Annotated in this window: 14 protein-coding genes; 5 read left to right on the top strand and 9 right to left on the bottom strand. The window is 66.9% G+C overall.

Annotated elements, in window-relative coordinates; all coding sequences use genetic code 11:
• Nucleotides 1-3: 3 nt before the first annotated feature.
• Complete coding sequence (locus NPJ82_RS08950) at nt 4-1,371, bottom strand: chloride channel protein (RefSeq protein ID WP_342657078.1); 1,368 nt, start codon at nt 1,369-1,371, stop codon at nt 4-6.
• Nucleotides 1,372-1,502: 131 nt separating this feature from the next.
• Between NPJ82_RS08950 and NPJ82_RS08945 the strand changes: the two genes are divergently transcribed.
• Both NPJ82_RS08945 and NPJ82_RS08940 read left to right on the top strand, forming a co-directional pair.
• Nucleotides 1,503-2,777 (top strand): sorbosone dehydrogenase family protein, encoded by a 1,275-nt coding sequence (locus NPJ82_RS08945; protein ID WP_342657077.1) that lies wholly within the window; start codon nt 1,503-1,505, stop codon nt 2,775-2,777.
• A 14-nt stretch (nt 2,778-2,791) separates the two neighbouring features.
• Nucleotides 2,792-3,652, top strand: coding sequence for a hypothetical protein (locus NPJ82_RS08940; RefSeq protein WP_342657076.1), 861 nt, complete (start codon nt 2,792-2,794; stop codon nt 3,650-3,652).
• Here NPJ82_RS08940 and NPJ82_RS08935 read toward each other — a convergent pair.
• From NPJ82_RS08935 to NPJ82_RS08910, 6 genes are read right to left on the bottom strand one after another with little or no spacing between them, the layout of a single operon-like run.
• A complete protein-coding gene (locus NPJ82_RS08935; protein WP_342657075.1) occupies nt 3,624-4,538 on the bottom strand; it encodes a glycosyltransferase family 2 protein in 915 nt (304 codons plus the stop codon). The two genes, NPJ82_RS08940 and NPJ82_RS08935, sit on opposite strands and share 29 nt — an antisense overlap.
• A complete protein-coding gene (locus tag NPJ82_RS08930; RefSeq protein ID WP_342657074.1) occupies nt 4,535-5,437 on the bottom strand; it encodes a polysaccharide pyruvyl transferase family protein in 903 nt (300 codons plus the stop codon). The genes NPJ82_RS08935 and NPJ82_RS08930 overlap by 4 nt, the downstream gene beginning before the upstream one ends.
• Nucleotides 5,434-6,507 (bottom strand): glycosyltransferase, encoded by a 1,074-nt coding sequence (locus tag NPJ82_RS08925; protein ID WP_342657073.1) that lies wholly within the window; start codon nt 6,505-6,507, stop codon nt 5,434-5,436. Before NPJ82_RS08925 ends, NPJ82_RS08930 begins: the two co-directional genes overlap by 4 nt.
• Nucleotides 6,504-7,409, bottom strand: coding sequence for a galactosyltransferase-related protein (locus NPJ82_RS08920; RefSeq protein ID WP_342657072.1), 906 nt, complete (start codon nt 7,407-7,409; stop codon nt 6,504-6,506). The genes NPJ82_RS08925 and NPJ82_RS08920 overlap by 4 nt, the downstream gene beginning before the upstream one ends.
• Nucleotides 7,406-8,557 (bottom strand): glycosyltransferase, encoded by a 1,152-nt coding sequence (locus tag NPJ82_RS08915; RefSeq protein ID WP_342657071.1) that lies wholly within the window; start codon nt 8,555-8,557, stop codon nt 7,406-7,408. Before NPJ82_RS08915 ends, NPJ82_RS08920 begins: the two co-directional genes overlap by 4 nt.
• On the bottom strand, nt 8,554-10,509 hold the full coding sequence (locus NPJ82_RS08910) for an HAD-IIB family hydrolase (protein WP_342657070.1): 1,956 nt from the start codon (nt 10,507-10,509) through the stop codon (nt 8,554-8,556). The genes NPJ82_RS08915 and NPJ82_RS08910 overlap by 4 nt, the downstream gene beginning before the upstream one ends.
• A 214-nt stretch (nt 10,510-10,723) precedes the next feature.
• Here NPJ82_RS08910 and NPJ82_RS08905 point away from each other — a divergent pair, with 214 nt between their 5' ends.
• On the top strand, nt 10,724-11,524 hold the full coding sequence (locus NPJ82_RS08905; RefSeq protein WP_342657069.1) for a methyltransferase: 801 nt from the start codon (nt 10,724-10,726) through the stop codon (nt 11,522-11,524).
• 46 nt (nt 11,525-11,570) lie between these two features.
• Here NPJ82_RS08905 and NPJ82_RS08900 read toward each other — a convergent pair whose 3' ends face one another.
• Together NPJ82_RS08900 and NPJ82_RS08895 are read right to left on the bottom strand one after the other, a co-directional pair.
• Nucleotides 11,571-12,560, bottom strand: coding sequence for an SDR family oxidoreductase (locus NPJ82_RS08900; protein WP_211368610.1), 990 nt, complete (start codon nt 12,558-12,560; stop codon nt 11,571-11,573).
• A 104-nt stretch (nt 12,561-12,664) separates the two neighbouring features.
• Nucleotides 12,665-13,600 carry a DUF1080 domain-containing protein gene (locus tag NPJ82_RS08895; protein WP_342657068.1) on the bottom strand — a complete coding sequence of 312 codons (936 nt, stop codon included), beginning with the start codon at nt 13,598-13,600 and terminating at the stop codon, nt 12,665-12,667.
• 114 nt (nt 13,601-13,714) lie between these two features.
• Between NPJ82_RS08895 and NPJ82_RS08890 the strand changes: the two genes are divergently transcribed.
• A complete protein-coding gene (locus tag NPJ82_RS08890) occupies nt 13,715-14,722 on the top strand; it encodes an NAD(P)-dependent alcohol dehydrogenase (protein WP_342657067.1) in 1,008 nt (335 codons plus the stop codon).
• A 291-nt stretch (nt 14,723-15,013) separates the two neighbouring features.
• Nucleotides 15,014-18,217, top strand: a complete 3,204-nt coding sequence (locus NPJ82_RS08885) for a TonB-dependent receptor (RefSeq protein WP_342657066.1) — start codon at nt 15,014-15,016, stop codon at nt 18,215-18,217.
• The last annotated feature ends 19 nt before the right edge of the window (nt 18,218-18,236 follow it).

Genomic DNA, 18,236 nt, shown 5'->3' with positions numbered 1-18,236 from the left:
GGTTCAGGGCGCCGAGGTTGAGGGCGCTGGGGTTGAGGGCGCTGAGGTTGAGGGCACTGGGGTTGCGAAGGTGCGCGACAGGCCGTGGTAGAGCTTTTCGCGGCACACCCACTGGCTAGCGGCATCGGCGATGAAGGCGGTGGCGAACATCGGGAGCATCAGCCCGCGGCTGGCGGTCGTTTCCGACAGGATGATAACCGCGGTGAGGGGCGCGCGCACGACACCGGCGAAATAGGCGACCATGCCGAGGATAACGACCGCGCTGGCCGGCTCGTTCGGGAAAAGGTCGCGCAGGAGATTGCCGACCCCGGCCCCCGTCGCCAGCGATGGCGCGAAGATGCCACCCGGCAGCCCCGCGATAGCGGTCACCGCGGTGGCAAGGAATTTGGCCGGGCCGAACCACAAGGGCGCATCCACCCCGACGATCATCGCGCGCGCCGGGAAATAGCCGGTGCCCCAGGTAAGCCCGGTCGACACGCCAAGGATCGCGACGATCGCCCCGCACAGGCCGGCGAAGCGCACCGGGTAGGCCCGCGACCAGCGGGTTATCCGGTTCCGGCCCAGTGCCATGGCGAGCAGCAGGCGTGAGAACACACCGCCGGCCACGCCGCCGACGATGCCCGCCACCGGCACGACCAGCAAGGCCGACATCAAGGGCATGTGCGCACCGATCGCGCCGAAATAGACATAATCGCCCTGCACCGACTGCGCGACCATGCCAGCGATGACGATCGCGGCGAGCACCAGCAGCGTCACCCGCTGTTCATAGGCGGAGGCCAGTTCCTCGATCGCGAACAGCAATCCGGCGAGCGGCGTGTTGAACGCGGCGGCCACCCCGGCGGCGCCACCCGCGATGAGGACGCCGCCACGCAAGGGCACCCGCACCAGCCGATGCGTCAACCCCATGATGGCCGCGGCCAGTTGCACGGTCGGCCCCTCGCGCCCGACCGATGCGCCGCTGAACACGGCGCCGATCGTCAACGCCGCCTTGGCAGCGACGGTGCGGACGGAGATCAGCGTCGCGGTGGCGCCGTTCGGGTCCGCCTGTGCGGCAATGACCTGTGGAATGCCGGACCCGCGTGCGAGCGGCGCATAGCGGCGGGTCACCCAGACCAGCGCCATGAAGGCCAATGGCGTCGTCGCCAGCGGCAGCCAGCGCCAGCGATGCGCGTATCCGGAAAACATCTCGCTCGCCCAGTCGGCGGCGAGCGCGAAAAGCGTGGCGACGATGCCGATCAGGATCGCCCCGGCGAGGATGGCGGCCCGCGTGCGAAACTGCACGGAGCGCGGACCACGGGCGCGCAGCAAGGCCCGGTAACGTGACGGCGTCCAGCGTGTCGCGCGTATCCAGCGGTCGATCGGTCCGGTCATGGCGTCTTCTAAACCGGGATCGACCCGGCGTCATCCCGGCATGGCCGTATGCGCGCAATCGGACGATCCCGGTGCGCAAGGGATATAAGGCCGTCTCGGACGGTTTTGTGTCGATACAACCGGGAGCCGTCATGACCAGAAACACCATCGCCCGCTGCATCCTCGCCACGACGCTGATCGCCGGCACCGCCCATGCCCAGCAGGCGCAGCGCGTGATCGGCCTGAAGGATCAGCCGGAACCCTATGCGACGGAGTCGGTGGTCAATCATCCACGCACGATCGGCTGGCCGGACGGACGCAAGCCGGTTGCCCCGCGTGGGTTCGAGGTGGTGAAATTCGCGGGCGGACTGGATTATCCGCGCCAGGCGCTGCTGCTGCCCAATGGCGACGTTCTGGTAGCCGAGGCCCGCACCAAGCCGAAGCTGGACGCCGATCCGGAAGTGCAACGCGGTCAGGCGCTGTCGAAGACGACCGGCTTCAGCGCCAATCGCATCACCCTGTTGCGCGATGCGAACCGCGACGGTGTGGCGGAGGAACGCTTCGTGTTGCGCGAAGGGCTGAACCAGCCGTTCGGCATGCAATATGCCAATGGACGGCTCTATGTCGCCAATACGGACGGCGTGATCAGCTTTCCCTATCAGCCGGGGCAGACGCGGATCACCGCCGCGCCGCGCACGATCGTGTCGCTGCCGGCGGGCGGGTATAACAATCACTGGACGCGCAACCTGTTGCTCAGCCCGGATGCGCGCACGCTCTACGTCTCGGTCGGATCAGCCTCCAATGTTGGCGAATATGGCATGGACGAGGAGAAGCGCCGCGCCGCCATCCTGGCGATCGACCTGGCGACGGGGCGCGAGCGACTTTATGCTTCGGGCCTGCGCAATCCCGTCGGCATGGCGTGGGCGCCGGCATCCTCGACGCTGTGGACCGCGGTGAACGAGCGGGACGAGATCGGCGACGACATCGCCCCGGATTATCTGGTCGGCGTTCGTGAGGGTGGCTTCTATGGCTGGCCCTACAGCTATTACGGAAAGCAGGACCCGCGCCACGCCAATGAGCGGCGCGATTTGCTGGCGACGACGCTGATGCCCGATGTCGCGGTCGGGCCGCATAGCGCCGCACTCGGCCTCGCCTTTTCAAAGGGGGCGGGGTCGCCAATGGCCTTCGTCGCGCGGCATGGATCGTGGAACCGGTCCAGCTTCAGCGGCTATGACGTGCTGACCGTGCCGTTTGCCGCGGGACGCCCGGCCGGTGAGCCGCAACCGTTCCTGACCGGCTTCGTCGCCGACGCGAAAAAGGGTGACGTCTATGGCCGGCCTGTGAGCATCCAGACGCGCGACGACGGCGCGGTGTTCGTCGTCGACGATGCCGGCGACACGGTATGGCTGGTTCGCCGGACCGCGTGACCCCAGCCTGGAGGGTGACGATCCCGGTAGCGGCGGCGTGTCTGGCCGCCGCACCGGCGGCGGCGCAGACGATCCCGTTCGTGGATACCGAGGATGCGACGCTGTCCGAAATCGATGTTCGGGAAGGCACCGTGCATCCCGTCATCTCGTTCGACGTGCGCAATGGCGATTATGCCCGCGGAGCGTATGACGACGACGACGCCGGGTTGGACCGGGTGCCGGTGCATCTGTCGATCGGTGGCGCGCTGGCCTTCCGGCGGGGGCAGGGCGGTGCGGGCGATCTGTTTCTGGTCGGGCAAAGCTCCAACGGCTTCCATGCGCCGCGGGCGGATGAACGGGCGTCGCCGCGCGCATGGTATGAGAGCAATTCGATCGTCAGCCTGGCTTGGCGTCCCGCCGCGGGGCTGACAGCTGCGCTCGCCTATGCGATCAAGGCCAGTCCTAACGGCATCGCATCGACCACGCATGAGGCGAGTGCGACCTTTCTCTACACCGGCGACGATGCGATCGGCTGGCTGAAGCCGCGTTTCGCGGTGACGCGGCGAACGCGCGGGCAGGGCGGCTTCTACACGATCGGCGGGATCGCGCCGTCCTTTGCGCTGACGGCGCGGGAGGATGGGCCGACGCTGGCCGTGCCTGTCATGGGCGGCGTCGGCTGGCACGGCTTCTATGCCGCCGACAGTGGCGACCGCGCCTATGCCAGCGGCGGCCTGTCGCTGGCGCAGCCGGTGCGGATCGGCGGGACCAAGGCGACGGTACAGGCCGAGATACTGGCACTGGTCCGCGACGATCGCCTGCGCCGGCTGGATGCGCCGGCGGGCACCACCGCGACCCTGGTGCCCCATGCTACGTTGTCGCTGGCCCTGGCCTGGTGACGCCTGACCGGCGCCAATAGGCGTAGAGGCCGCGCGCCTTGTGGAACAGTCGGAAGCCGTAGAAGCGGCGGATGCCGGCATGCGTCCTTACCGGATCGCGCAGGTCGCGGCGCAGGTCGCCGACGTCGCGCATGATCGCACGCAGCACCCGGCCATCGCGGAACAGATGCTTGGCATAGAGCGCCCCGTCGCCGAAGCTGTAGCCGGTCAGCAATTGCCGTTCCTCGCGCGTGTCGCGGCGGCCGTGATGATGATCGACCGTCATGCGCGGATCGTAGCGCAGGGGAATGCCCAGCCCCGTGGCGCGGAACAGGAAATCGGTATCCTCCGCCGCGACGAAGGGCGCACCGGCGCCGAAACGTTCGTCGAACGGTCCGACCAGCGCCAGCACGTCCGCGCCGAACGCCAGATTGGCGCCCATGACGAAACCGCCGGGAAAGCCGCGGGGGTCGGCGACCATCGGGTGATCCTCCAGCTTCACCGTGACCATCAGGTCGCGTGGATCGCCGAGCAGGATGCGCCCGCCGATCACCGCCGGACCGGTTGCTTCATCGAAGGCACGGACAAGCGCGGGGAGATAGTCGGCGTGCAGGACGCAATCGTCGTCGGTCATTGCGATGATCCGCCCCCGCACCACGGCCAGGCCGGCATTGCGCGCGGCGGCGAGGCCGGGGCGATCCTCCCGGACCAGCCGGACGGGGAAGGCTTGTGCTGCGCGCCAGCTGGCCAGCACGTCGGGTGTATCGTCGCTCGATCCATTGTCGACCAGGATCACCTCGACGGCCGTATCGGGTGCCTGCGCGACCGCATGGGCGACCGAGGCCAGCGTCGTGCCGAGCGAGGTGCTGCGGTTGCGGGTGCAGATCAGCAGTGAGATTTCGATCATGCCAGTTGCGCGGCCGCGCGCTCCGCCTCCGCCATGGTCGTGGCGCGGATCGCCGGCACCCGTTCCGACCCCGCCCATGCCGCCAGATAGGCGGCGATCTTGCCATAGTCGTTGTCGAGCACGACGTGGGGAATGCCGAGCAGGTCGGCCAGAATATGGCCGTGCAGCCGATCGGTCACGATGACGCGCCCACGCGACAGCAGGCGCAGACCGCGGTCGACGCGTGCCTTGGCCTGCGACGTAAAGGCGCGGGGCAGGTCGGGATCGTCCTCCAGCCAATCGACCATGGTGTTGCCGGCGGACGGTATCGTGGCATGATCGCGCCGCTCGTCGTCGGTGCGCAGCAGCATCAGGACGTCGCAATCTGCGGGTGCGCGCGGCTGGCGCCCCAGCGCGAAGGCGGAATCGGGGGCGAGATGCGTGGGGCAGGACAGGCGCGCGTTTGCGAAATCGAGGCTTGGCCGGTCGCGGACGTAGAGCGTGAAATCGGGATGTTCGGTGGCGAGGCTGGCAAAGTCCGCCACGCCGTCGGGGTTCCGGAAGTGGATGGACTGCGGCAACTGCACCACCGCGCGGTCATGGACCGTCGCCAGGATATGCTCGCGGAACTGCTGATGGTGCGGCCAGATATCGCCGAGATTGCCACCGCCATGAAGGAACAGCGTCCCCGTCGGACAGGCGCGGCGAAAAGCCTCAACATCGAAATCATGCCATGTGGAGACATAGGCGGGCTCGCGCCCGGTTACCCTGCGCAGCATCGCGACTTCGCCGAGCCAGATCGCGCTGTCGCCGACATTGGCGTGGTCCGGAAAATCGACCAGGGCATAGGGGTCGCCGGGCCCGACATGGGTGCGATACAGCTGGTCGAGGGCAGGCTGGATAGAGTTGGCCGTCGTCATGCGGCGAGCGGCGTCCGCGCGGTGGCCACGTCGCGGTACAAGGCCTCGCAGCGGTCCAGCCAGAGGTCGTGGGTGAAGGATCGCTCCACGCGCTTGCGGGGCACGTCACGGCGCAGGGCCATGGCCGTGAGGATCGCGTCCGCCAGTCCGGGAACGTCGCCGGCGGTGGCGAAGCATCCGGCCTCACCGACGATTTCGCGCGCGGCGCCCATGTCGAATGCGGCAACGGGCAGGCCGCATGCCATCGCCTCGACCGCTACCAGCCCGAAAGGCTCGTCCCAGCAGGGCGTGAAGACGAAGACGGAGGCTTGGCCGATCGCGGCGGCGAGGCTCGCGCCGCCCAGATGCCCGCCATAGCGGATGTCGCCGCCGAGCAGCGGCTCTACCTCGGCATGCCAGTAGTCGGGGTCCTCGACCGGGCCGAACAGGGTGAGCGGCACGCCCGCGATCCGCGCTGCCTGCGCGGCCAGATGCGGGCCCTTGTTCGGGGTGATCCGCCCGCACCACGCGGCGCTGCCGTCGCCTTGGGGCACGAACGGCCACAGGGCGGGGTCGATGCCATTGTGCAGCACGGATGCCTCGGGCGGCGCCCCCTCCGGCCACCATGCGGTGCGTTGCCGGGCGGAGGTCACGGTCAACCGGTGGGTCGGCACTGCGCTCGCCCGGACGAACCAATGCAGCGCGTCATAGGGCGGAACGTGGAGCGAGGTCACGGTCGGCACCGTGGCCGTGCGCCGCGGCTCGATCGGGAAGCGGTGCAGGCTGTTATTGTGCACGACGTCGAACCCGCCGGCCGCGATCCGGTCGCATGCTGCGTCATAGCCGCCGTCAAGATGTGCGATCAGCGGCGCAGAGCCGCGATGCTCCGCCCAGGGGAAGGTCGCCTCGTAATGGGTCGGCAGGACGGGATCGATGGTGAAGCGGGGATCGCTGTCGCCGGACGCGAACAGCACGACATCATGGCCGCGCGCCTGAAGCCCCGCCGCCAGATGCCAGCAATGCGACTCCATGCCCCCGGCGAAGGGTTGCGCGATGCGCTGGCGGACATGGCCGAGGACCGCGATCCTCATGCTGCGACGCGCGCTTCCAGCAGGCGGATGACGGTGGCGGTGTTGGCATAGGGCTGATGGCTCTGCTGCCCGGTCAAGGTCAGATCCTCGGCATCGGGGCGGCGCAGGATGCGGATCGGCCGGCCCGGCGCATGGTCGATCAGGCCCATCAGGCCAAAGGCATGCAGCCAGTGACCCATGGTGCGATAGCCCCATTTCTCCTCGAAGAGCTGCGCATTGCGTACCACGCTGTCCAGATGGTGGACGGGCGGCATGTGATGCGGATGATATTGATGATACGCCAGCGCGCCCTTGACCCAGGCGATCGGCACACCCGCCTGATCCAGCGTCTTGCCGAAATCGGTATCCTCGCCGCCATAGCCGGCATAGCGTTCATCGAACCCGCCGACGCCCAGGAAGGTGTCGCGCCGCATCGCGAAGTTGAGCGACCAGAAGCAGCGATAATCCTCGCACCGCTCAATCCCGCGGGGCGGGGGACCGCGGCGGTCGGAATGCTTCACCGCGACCTCGGCAAAACGGTCGAAGGACCAGTCACCGGCCGTGGCACCGCCCGGCAGATACATGACCTCGCCCATCAACAGCCCGTCATAGTCGGCCAGGAACCCGGCATAGTCCGCGACCAGCGTCGGCGTTGGGATGCAGTCCATGTCCAGAAAGACGATCATCTCGCCAATGGCGGCGCGCGCCGCAGCGTTGCGCGCTTGGGCCAGGGGCAGCGCGTCGCCGACGATCTGCATCTGCCGAATGGGAAAGGGCGCTTCGGGCAGCACATAGAGCGCATCCTGCATCACCGCGACGATCAGTTCGGCGGGCTGCTGCGTCTGCCGGGACAGGCCATGGACGAGGTTGACGAGGTGGTCGGGGCGGCCCTTGGCCAAGGTGACAACGGAGATCTGGGTCATGCGGATGGTTGCTCGTTCGGCATGGGGTGGGAAGGGGCGGGGGTGGAACAGGGCGTCCACAGCCGGTCGGCAAGCGCCTCCAGCCAGTGGGCGGTCGCCTCGGCAGGTGCATCGTCGATCATGCTGCGTTGCCGGTGGGGGTCATGGGCAGCCAGCGTGTCGGCCAGCGCCTGGCTCCACCCGCTGGCCGAGGATGGCAGATGGGGGCGGACGGTGGCGACACCAGCGCGGGCGAGCGCGTCGGCCTTGCAATGCTGTTCGTCGAAATAGCGCCATTCGGGTACCGCCAGCCAGGGGCGGCCGGCGGCCAAAATCTGCTGACAGGTGGTGTTGCCCGTCGAGGCGATGACGATGTCCGCCGCGGCGATATGATCCGCCGCATCATCCACCCAGCCGCGATGTTCGATATTGGCAGGTTCGGTCGCATGCCAGTCGCGCTGCACCGGGCCGATGGTGATCCAGCGCGCGTTGGGGCGGGTGCGTGCGCCGACACCGAGCGGCGCCTGCGCGAAACCACCGCCGCCGCCGCCCGCAACCACGAGGATCATTTCCTCTCCCGGTGCGATGCCGACGCGCTGGCGAGCCACTTCGCGCTCGGATACGCGGGTGTCCACGCCAAGGCCGCCGGCAAAGCAGGTACGGGCGCGCATTCCGGCATCCCAGTCGCTCTGCGCAAGATCGGCATGAAAGGGCGCGAGCAGTCCGGCAGCACCGTCATAGGCCGCGCGGTGACCGGGATCGCCACGTTCGCCATGCTGGAGGATCTTGACGTGCGGCACCGAACAGATGCGGGCCAGTTGCGCGATTTCGGCAGACACGTCGCAGATCATGAGCGCGGGGTCGGCATGGTCGAACCATGCGGTGATCGTCGCCATCGCGCGGCGTATACCGGGCCAGCCCAGGGGCGCGCAGTGCAGCGTATCGGGCGTCGGCACCCAGTCCATCGTTCCCGCTTCCGCACCCGTTGCCTCGAAGAGCGAGGGAATGCGGATGCGTTCAACATGCTCCGGCAGCGACGGGAAGATATCGTCGCGTGCGCAGAAGATGGTGAGGGGGCGTCCGGGCGGCAGGGCGCGGGCGATAGCGGCGCAGCGTTCGGCGTGGCCGCGGCCCTGATGGTGGACGAAATAGCCGAAGGGGCGGGTCATGCCGCCACCTGCAGCGGTGCGGACGCCAGTCCATGCAGCGCCAGCCCCTCCAATACCCCGGCGGCATGAGGTGCCGCGGTCCGGTACAATCCCGGTCTCGGTTCCAGATGGTCGAGATCGGTGTCGGCATTGGCAACGACGATGGCGTGGCCGCACGCCGCCAGCATATCAGCATCGTTCCCGCTGTCGCCCGCGGCGAGACACGCCGACAGGGGCAGTCCCATACGGCCGGCATAGGCGGCAATGGCAGCGGCCTTGCCGCCGGCGGGTGCCAGCACATCGATCAGGTGGCCATGCGAAAAGATGACGCGCGCGGCCACTCCCGCATCGGCCAGCGCATGGCGGATGGTGGCGACCGTGGCCTCGTCGCCAAAGAAGCTGATCTTGTACCGGGTCTGCACCGCATGCGGTTGCGCGGTCAGCGAAAGCGGCGCCAGCGCCTTCACCGCTGCATCGCGGTCCCAGTCCCGGTCCAGCAGTGCGGCGTAATCAGGGCATGCGCGCCAGTTCCCATCGTCATCCCGCCGCATGATCCGCGTGCCGACATCGACGATATAGGCATCCGGCTGAGGCAGGTTCCATGCGCCAAGTACGGTGCGCGCATCATGGAACGAGCGCCCGGTCGCCACGATGAACGGGATGTCGCGTACGCCTGCCCAGTCGGCAAAGGCGCGCGCGCTTTCCACACAGCCGGTCAACGTGTTGTCGATATCGGAGGCCAGCAGCCGCGGCTGCCCCGCCATGCGATAGACGGCGATCGACGAAGCCGCATAACGATCCCAGCTATAGCGATCGACCCGCGCCAGTGCCGACGCGGCGAGCGTGGCGTGGCGATCCGCATCGCCGATGAGCGTATGACAGGCATCCGCGATCGCCGCATCGTCGCGCGGATCGACCAGCAGACCGTGGCCGAGCGCGGCGACGATCTCCACCGGTCCGCCGTTGCAGGTTGCGACCACGGGGACACCCGCCGCAGCGGCCTCGATCACGGTCAAGCCGAACGGTTCATGCAGCGCGGGATTGACGAACACGCCGCCCCGGCCCGCGCGTGCGTAAAGTGCAGCGACATCGGCCGAGCCGTGTCGTGCGGGCAGCGCGACTTTCCCGTGAAGTACTGGATCCGCCGCCAGCGCCGCCAGCTCGTCCAGCACGGCGCGTTCCTCACCCGTCGCATGGTCATGCTGACCGGCGAGGATCACGAGGTTGGCAGCGGATCGCAGCGCTGGATCGGCGACATAGGCGCGCAGCAATGCCGCAAGGTTCTTCTTGCGGACAGGCCTGGCGATCGCGAGCAGGATGGGCAGATCGGGATCGTCGAACCACGTGCCCAGATGATCGGCGAGTGTCTCCTCGCCGCTGGTGGCAGCACGGTGTGGCACGCCCGGCGACAGGCAATGCACCCGCGCCGCCGCCGTGATGCCGTACCCACCGACCTGCCGATCCGCTTCGTCCCGTGTCGATACGATGATGGCATCGGCATGAATGATCGCGTTCCGCTCCGCCGCGATACGTGCTTCCAGGGCATCGCCGGCAAAACCCTGCCTGCGCTTGTCGATGCCCAGCGCATGCGGGGTATAGACGAAGGGAATGCCAAAGCGCTTCTGGGCAGCGCGGGCGACGTCGGCGGCGTCGGCGAAATGCGCGTGGATTACGTCGGGTAGGCGGGGAAGTCCGGCCAGATACCGGCAGAATGCCTCTGTAAACGCCGCAAGGTCGCTCGCCAGATCCTCCTTTTCGAGATAGCGGCGATCGTCGGTGGCGATCCGCTCGATCGTGAGCTTGGGCCCAAGCCGTTCCGATCGCTGGGCATGCACGGTGCCGAGTTCGGCATCATCGAACAGGCGGGTGACGATGCTGACCGCATTTACGCATTGCCGCTGTGCCTGTGCAACGGCAGCGTCCAGAACATAGGCGATATGGCCACCGGTATCAGCGGTGATGCCGAACGTCACAGGCGGCGCTTTCAAACAGCCGCCGAGTGCGAGATGAATGATGTGCAGCGCAGCCCCCATTTTATTGCTGGCATGTAACGTTGCTAACCCAGATTGGCTCCAAGCGGTTGAATCGGCATGGCGGCCGCAACCGTACCTACCCCGTGCCGAGGTTGTTTCAGCCTCCATGGCGAGGCATGATCGCCCTAAGTCAGCCGTTCAGGAGAGGCCCGCCATGTCCCGTCCCATCGTTGCATTCGCTTGTGTCGCCGCGCTGGGGAGCGCGGGAATTGCGGCGCAATCCGTCCGGCCCGGCAAGGACATTGCCGCCGCCGTTGCCGCCTCTACCCGTAGCGAAGCAGACCGGGCGCGCGATCGTTATCGCCATCCTGCCGAGACGCTGGCTTTCTTCGGTGTGAAACCGACGCAGACGGTGGTCGAATTCATCCCCGGTGGCGGCTGGTATACCGCTATCCTGGCGCCGATGGTGAAGGGGCGCGGGCACTATGTTGCGCTGGTGCCGACATCGCAGGCGGAGCGCACCGGCGCTGCGCTCGCCGCCAAGGCGGACGCCTATGGCAAGACGGTGGTCCGGACGGTCGATTTCGCGACCGGTGTATCCACCGTGCCGGCGGGCAGCGCAGACGTGGTCCTGACCTTTCGGAACGTCCACAACCTGTTGATGCAGGATGATCCGGCGGTGGCCGCGCGGACGTTCAAGGCGTTTTACGATGCGTTGAAGCCGGGGGGCGTGCTGGGGGTGGTCGACCACCGGTTGCCCGAGGAGATGGATGCGGCGCGGGAGAAGTTGAGCGGGTATATCAAGCGCTCGACGGTGGTGCGTCTGGCGCAGGAGGCGGGCTTCCGTCTGGCCGGGGAGTCGAAGGTCAACGCCAATCCCAGGGACACGCACGATCACCCGCAGGGCGTGTGGACGCTGCCGCCCTCCTATCGCCTGAAGGATGTCGACCGCGCCAAATATACCGCGATCGGCGAGAGCGACCGCTTCACGCTGAAGTTCGTGAAGCCGCAATAAGGCATTGCCCGGAAACGGTTTCGATCGCGTTTCCGGGCGATCCCTATCAGGCGGGCTGACCGTTACCGCCGGACGACCCGAAAATCTGTCCGGTGGAATAACTGAGACTAGGATCGGCCGCGGCGACATACAGCGCCGCGATCTCGGCGGGCTGTCCCGCCCGGCCGAGCGGTGTCGTCTCGCCGAAGCTGCGCAGCTTGTCTGGCGTTGCGCCGCCACTCACCTGTAGCGGTGTCCAGAACGGTCCCGGCGCCACGGCGTTTACCCGGATACCCCGGCTGGCGAGTTGCTTGGCCATGCTCTTGGTGAAGTTCAGCACTGCGGCGCGGGTCAGAGCGTAGTCGACGATGTCGGGGGACGGGTCGCCGGCCTGTTCGGACGAGGTGTTGACGATGACCGCGCCCGCACCCATCCGCTCCACGGCCGCCTTGGTCAGCCAGAAGGGTGCGTAGACGTTCGTCTTCATCGTATCGTCGAAATCCTGGGCGGAAATGTCTGCGATACCGGGCCGGGTCTGTTGCCGTGCCGCGTTGTTGACCAGGATGTCCAGCCCACCGAGTTGTTCGGCCGCCTGTTGGATCAGGCGCCGGCAAAAGCGTTCGTCGCGCAAATCGCCGGGGATTGCGACTGCCTTGCGCCCTTCCGCACGGATGAGCGCGATCACCTCGCGCGCGTCGGGCTCCTCGGCGGGCAGATAGTTGATCGCGACATCGGCGCCTTCGCGGGCATAGGCGATCGCCGCGGCCCGGCCGATGCCACTGTCGCCGCCGGTGATCAGGGCCCGCTTCCCCGCCAGCTTGCCCGATCCCTTGTAGCTCGTCTCGCCATGATCGGGGCGCGGCGTCATCCTCGATGCCAGGCCCGGCCAGGGTTGACGTTGAACGGGGTAGGGCGGCTTCGGATAGGCGCCCGCGGCGGGCGTGGTCGCAGCGGAGGCTTTGCCGCCCTGTGCGGCGGCCCCCGCCTGCGTCGCGGCGACGGCGCCAGCGGCCACCGCCGCGCCTGTCACGAAGGTGCGACGTGTTGTGTCGGTCATGATCGTAGCTCCCGGATATACCGGTCCAAAAAGCATCGGCGGATCGGTTCCGTTCCGCCCGCCACCGCTCCGAACGCCAAGGTTCGGGAGCGGTGGTTTTGCCGTCATTTCACCATGATGCGGGGCAATGTACGGATTGGCTCCACGGTGATGGCGCGGAAGAAGGTTTCGGCACCTTCCGACTGCAACTGGATATGCCCGTGCGTCAGCGGCTGGCGGGTGCCATCCGGCGCGACCGTCGCGAGATCGCGGGCTTCGGCCACGGGCACGCCATTGACGACATGGATCGCCCGGTCGCCGACTACATAGAGGTCGAGCGTGTTCCATTCACCGATCGGGCGCTCGGCATCGCTGGCCGCCTCGACATTCCAGGTGCCGGTGCCGTTCACCATGTCGACCGTGCGCCCGGTGGTGCGGAAGCGCAGGTGCGGCGCGATCAGCGAGGGGTCGAGCGCCACCGTCGTGCGGGCGCGCACCTTGCCGCCGACCATCACGATCATGCCGGTCGACCCCTTCATGATCTCGAATTCCACCGACGGCCGCCACGTTCCGAACACCTCGCCCGGCTGGCCGTGCGTGTGGTACAACAAACCGTTGTTCGGCGGCTCCTTTTCGCGGGGTGCCCAGGTCTTGGCGCCCCATTTATATTGTAGGCGCAGGTGATAATCGCGCAGGTCCGCGGTGTTCACCAGACTGCCCCAGGTCTGCCCCTTGATCCAGATCGCGGGCGCACCGTCCACCTGCCTGACGGCAAAGTCGCCGGACGTATCGCGGCTGGTGCCGACCGGCTTCGCATTCGGATCGCCACGATAGGTCAGGGCCGGGTCGGCATAGCCGAGCCAAGGTTGCCAACCGGTCAGGCTGCGTCCGTCGAATAGCGCGGTGGCCTTGCCCGTCGCCTTTGGCAGATCAGCCAGCACCAGACGTTGCCGGGCGGCGGGCGGATCGCCTGCAATGGCGCGCGCCTGTTCAAGCGAGCTTTGCGCCCAAGCCGCGGCCGGCAGCAGGAGCGCTGCAAATATCGTTCGTTTTTTCAGCATGATGATCCCCGAATCCTCGTCGGCGAACGTGACCGGAACGGCGGGCGAATGCAAACGCGACGATCGGGCGTTCTCGGGCGTTCGAAGCCCCGCGACAGTGACAAGGACCATGACATGAAGGCAATGGCTTTACGTGCCCCGATCGGCCTCGACCGACTGGCGATGGAGGACCGGCGCGATCCCGGCGAGCCGGGACCGGGCGAGATCCGGGTCGCCCTGCACGGCAGTTCGCTCAACTTCCACGATCTCGGCGTCGCGACCGGGCGGATGCCGGCCGCGGACGGGCGCATCCCCCTGGCCGATGGCGCCGGCACCGTCGAGGCCGTCGGACCCGGCGTCGGCGAGTTCGCGGTGGGCGACATGGTCGTATCCTGCTTCTTTCCCGATTGGCAGGATGGGCCGCCCACCGTGGGTGACTTTTCGCGCACGCCCGGCGACGGCATCGACGGCTTCGCCCAGGAGTTCGTGGTGCTGCCCGCAACGGCCTTCACCCATGCGCCCAAAGGCTTCGACGCGGTAGAGGCGGCGACGATCACCACCGCGGGCCTGACGGCATGGCGCGCGCTGGTCGTCGATGGCGGGATCAAGGCCGGTGACACGGTCCTGCTGCTGGGCACCGGGGGTGTTTCCATCTGGGCCTTGCAACTCGCCCGCTTGATGGGGGCCACGGTGGCGATCACCTCCTCATCGGGCGAGAAGCTGGAACGGGCGCGGGATATGGGGGCGGCGTTCACGCTAAACTATCGCGAGCAGCAGGATTGGGGCCGCGTGGTGCGCGACTGGACCGGGGGGCGGGGCGTCGATCATGTGGTGGAGGTCGGCGGACCGGGGACGCTGGCCCAGTCGATCGAGGCGGTGCGGGTCGGCGGGCATATCTCGCTGATCGGCGTGTTGACGGGTGCGGGCGGGGAGGTGCCGACCGCCGCCCTGATGGCGCGGCAGGCGCGGCTGCAAGGACTGATCGTCGGGAGCAGGCGTGAGCAGCAGGATTTTGTTCGCGCATTGGACGCCGCGGAGATCCGCCCGATCATCGACCGCCGCTTTGCGCTGGACGCTCTGGCCGACGCATTCCGCTACGAAATGGGTGGCGCGCATTTCGGCAAGATCGGCGTCGAATGGTGATGCGGTGGCGGGGCCTGCCTTGGCGGGCCCCGCCACCGTTCATCATGCAGGGTTTCTGCCGAACTCTTTGCGAACGCTGTGGCGATCATTTGACGGAGTAATATACCAAAGTATTGCCATGGATTGCCTTTTCAAAGACTTTTGCCCGCGAAGTAAAAATGTAGAAATAACCGAATCTTATCTCTTGCGGGGCGCCACGCGTCAGGGATATGGTAGCGATCACAAAGCCGGCATCTGACCGGTGGGAGGAATGGGCCCAACAAGGACGGCCCGCTATTAGGAGGGGCAAATATGAAGGCCAGTGGTCTCACGTCGACGCTCGCGCGGTCGGTATCCCTGGTGGCGGTCGCCACCTGTCTCACATTGACGACCACCGCGTTTGCGCAAACGCAAACCGGGGCGGAGGCGACGAACGCGCAGCCGACGACCCCGCCGGGCACGACAGCCGATCCGGCTGCGGCGGCGGGCCAGCTGACCACGCCGCAAACGGCGCCGGCGTCGGAAAGCGCCGCCACGGACGGCACCGGCGACGAGATCGTGGTGACCGGTATCCGCGCCAGCCTGGAGCGGTCGATCGCGATCAAGCGCAACTCCACCGGTATCGTGGACGCGATCTCGGCCGAGGATATCGGCAAGTTCCCCGACACCAACCTGGCCGAATCGCTTCAGCGCATCACCGGCGTGTCGATCAACCGGACGAACGGCGAAGGTGCACTGGTGACGGTGCGCGGGTTCGGGCCGAGCTACAATCTGGTGACGCTCAACGGGCGCCAGCTGGCGACCGCGAACGTATCCGTGGTCGGCGGCGACCAGAATGCCGATACGGCGCAGGGCTCCAGCCGTTCCTTCGACTTTTCCAACCTGGCGTCGGAGGGCGTGCGGACGCTGGAGGTATACAAGACGGGGCGGGCCGCGATCCCGACCGGCGGCATCGGCGCGACGATCAACGTCGTCACCCGGCGTCCCCTGGACGGCAAGGGCGGCCTGACCGGCAGCGTCGGCGCCAAGGCGCTGTACGATACCAGCACGGACGGTTGCCTGGATTGCGGATCGAAGGTGACGCCCGAATTGTCCGGAGTGCTGAACTGGGCCGATCCGACGGACCGTTTCGGCGTTTCGCTGTTCGGCAGCTACCAGAAGCGTAACTTCACCTCGATCAGCGCGACCTCCAACGACTGGAACATCATTCCCTACAGCACTTTCCTGTCGGGCGGGTTCGTGCGGTCGGACGGCAGCACGGTCATCACCGGCGCGCCGACCGATCCCAACCAGCTGGTCGGCGTTCCCAACGACAGCCGCTACCATTATGCCGAGGGCAGCCGCGAGCGCATCAACGGGCAGGCGGTGCTGCAATTCAAGCCGATCGAAACGGTAACCCTGACCGCCGATGCGCTGTTTGCGCAGAACCGGCAGGAGGAAATCCGGTCTGACCTGTCGAACTGGTTCAGCCGCCCGTTCGACGAGGTGCGCTTCGACGGCAATCCGACGGTCGCCACCGCGACCTATCTCCACGAGACGATCAACGGCGCGAAGGACGAAGGCTTCGAAGCGCAGAACCGTGCGCAGAAAAGCCGTGTTCAGGATTACGGCCTGAACATGCGCTGGGACATCGCCGACAACTTCTCCCTCAACATCGACGGACATTACAGCAAGGCGTCGAGCAACCCCAACAATCCCAACGGCGCCAGCTCGACACTGGTCGGCATGGGCGCGAACGTCGTCACCGCCCATTCGGTGGATTATAGCGGTGACATCCCCAAGCAGAACATCACCCTCAACGGGCCGTTGACGGTGGCACAGGTAGGGTCGCAGATCGGCCGCACCTTCGCTTCTTCGCAGGAACAGCGGGTGAAGGAGATCCGCGCAGATTTCGGCTGGGACCTGGGCGGCGGCAGCCGTGTCGACTTCGGCGGAAACTTCCGCAACACGGTGATGGATCAGACGCGCGTCGCCACCCAGCAGACGCTGGGCGATTGGGGTATCACCAACCCCGGCGACGTCGAACGGCTGGCGCCCGGCGCGCTGCAAAGCTTCTGCCTGATCTGCAAGTTCCGGAAGTTCGATCCCGGCAACGATCCTGAGTCGCAGATCGCCTTCCGCGGCAACGCAGCCGGCATCTACTCCATCCTGTCGCCTTATTATGCCGGTCTGGGCGCCGCCAACGCCGTCGGTATCACCACCAACGAAGACAATCGCGTCCGGGAAAAGATCTGGTCCGCCTATGCGCAGGTGACCTGGAAGGGCGAGATCGCCAACGCACCGGCGACGCTGGTCGGCGGTTTGCGGTACGAGAAGACCAAATCGCGCTCCATCTCTCTGGTGGCGGTGCCGGCGGGCATCAACTGGGTGTCCGACAACGACTTCACCGTCGTCATCTCGAACCAGAGCAGCTACCTGCGCGATCGGGGCAGCTACGACAATTTCCTGCCGTCGATCGATTTCCAGGTTGAGCTGCAGCAGAACCTGATCGGACGCGTATCGTACAGCAAGACGATCGCCCGCCCGGAATATGGCAATCTGTTCACCTCCACCAGCGTGAACGGCCCGCCGCGCCCGATCGCCAATGGCGGCATCGCGACCGCATCGACCGGCAACGCGCAACTGGTGCCGCTGGAATCGGACAATTTCGATGCGTCGATCGAATGGTACTACAAGCCCGACAGCTATGTCTCGCTCGGGTTGTTCGACAAGCGTGTCCGCAACTTCATCGGCAACGGACAATTCACCTCCGACCTGTTCGGGCTGCGCGATCCCAGCTCGGGCGCGGCCGGCACGCGGTCGGGCCAGGCCCGCGCGGCGCTCCAGGCATTGGGTGCCGACCAGAGCGACGTGAACCTGTTCGCGCTGACCGCCCTGCTCGACCAGACCGGGTCGATCGCGGCGGCCACCACGCAGTTCCAGGCGAACTACAACACCACCACCCGCTCGCTGAACGACGATTTCGTCAAGCAGATCAACAGCGCGCGCGACGTGATCGCCAACGGTACCGACGTGCTGTACCAGTTCCAGGTGACGCAGCCGGTCAACAACCGGGATGCCGAGATCTACGGCCTGGAGGTTGCCGGACAGCATTTCTTTGGATCGACCGGGTTCGGTGTCGGGGCGGCCTATACGCTGGTGCGCGGCGATGTTGGGTTCAACATCGGCGCCAGCCCGTCAGAGGATCAGTTCGCGCTGCTCGGCCTGTCGGATACGTTCAACGCCACGCTGATCTACGACAAATATGGGCTGTCGGCGCGCGTCGCCTATAACTGGCGTGACAAGTTCCTGTCGGGGATCAACCGCCAGGGTTCACGCAATCCGGAGTTCACCAAGCCGTTCGGTCAGCTGGACGTCAACATCAGCTACGACATCACGCCCAATTTCGCGGTGTCGTTCGAGGGCATCAACCTGACGGAACAGAAACTGCGCACCTATGCCCGCGACGAAAGCCAGCTCTGGTTCGGGCAGGAGTTGCGTCGCCGCTTCCTGCTGGGTGGCCGCTTCCGCTTCTGATCGGGGATTGTCGCCGATG

Source organism: Sphingomonas sp. NY01, assembly GCF_038809135.1.
Lineage (GTDB): Bacteria > Pseudomonadota > Alphaproteobacteria > Sphingomonadales > Sphingomonadaceae > Sphingomonas > Sphingomonas carotinifaciens.
The sequence above is the reverse complement of the archived record's forward strand: the minus strand, read 5'-3'. Positions and strand labels throughout refer to the sequence as shown.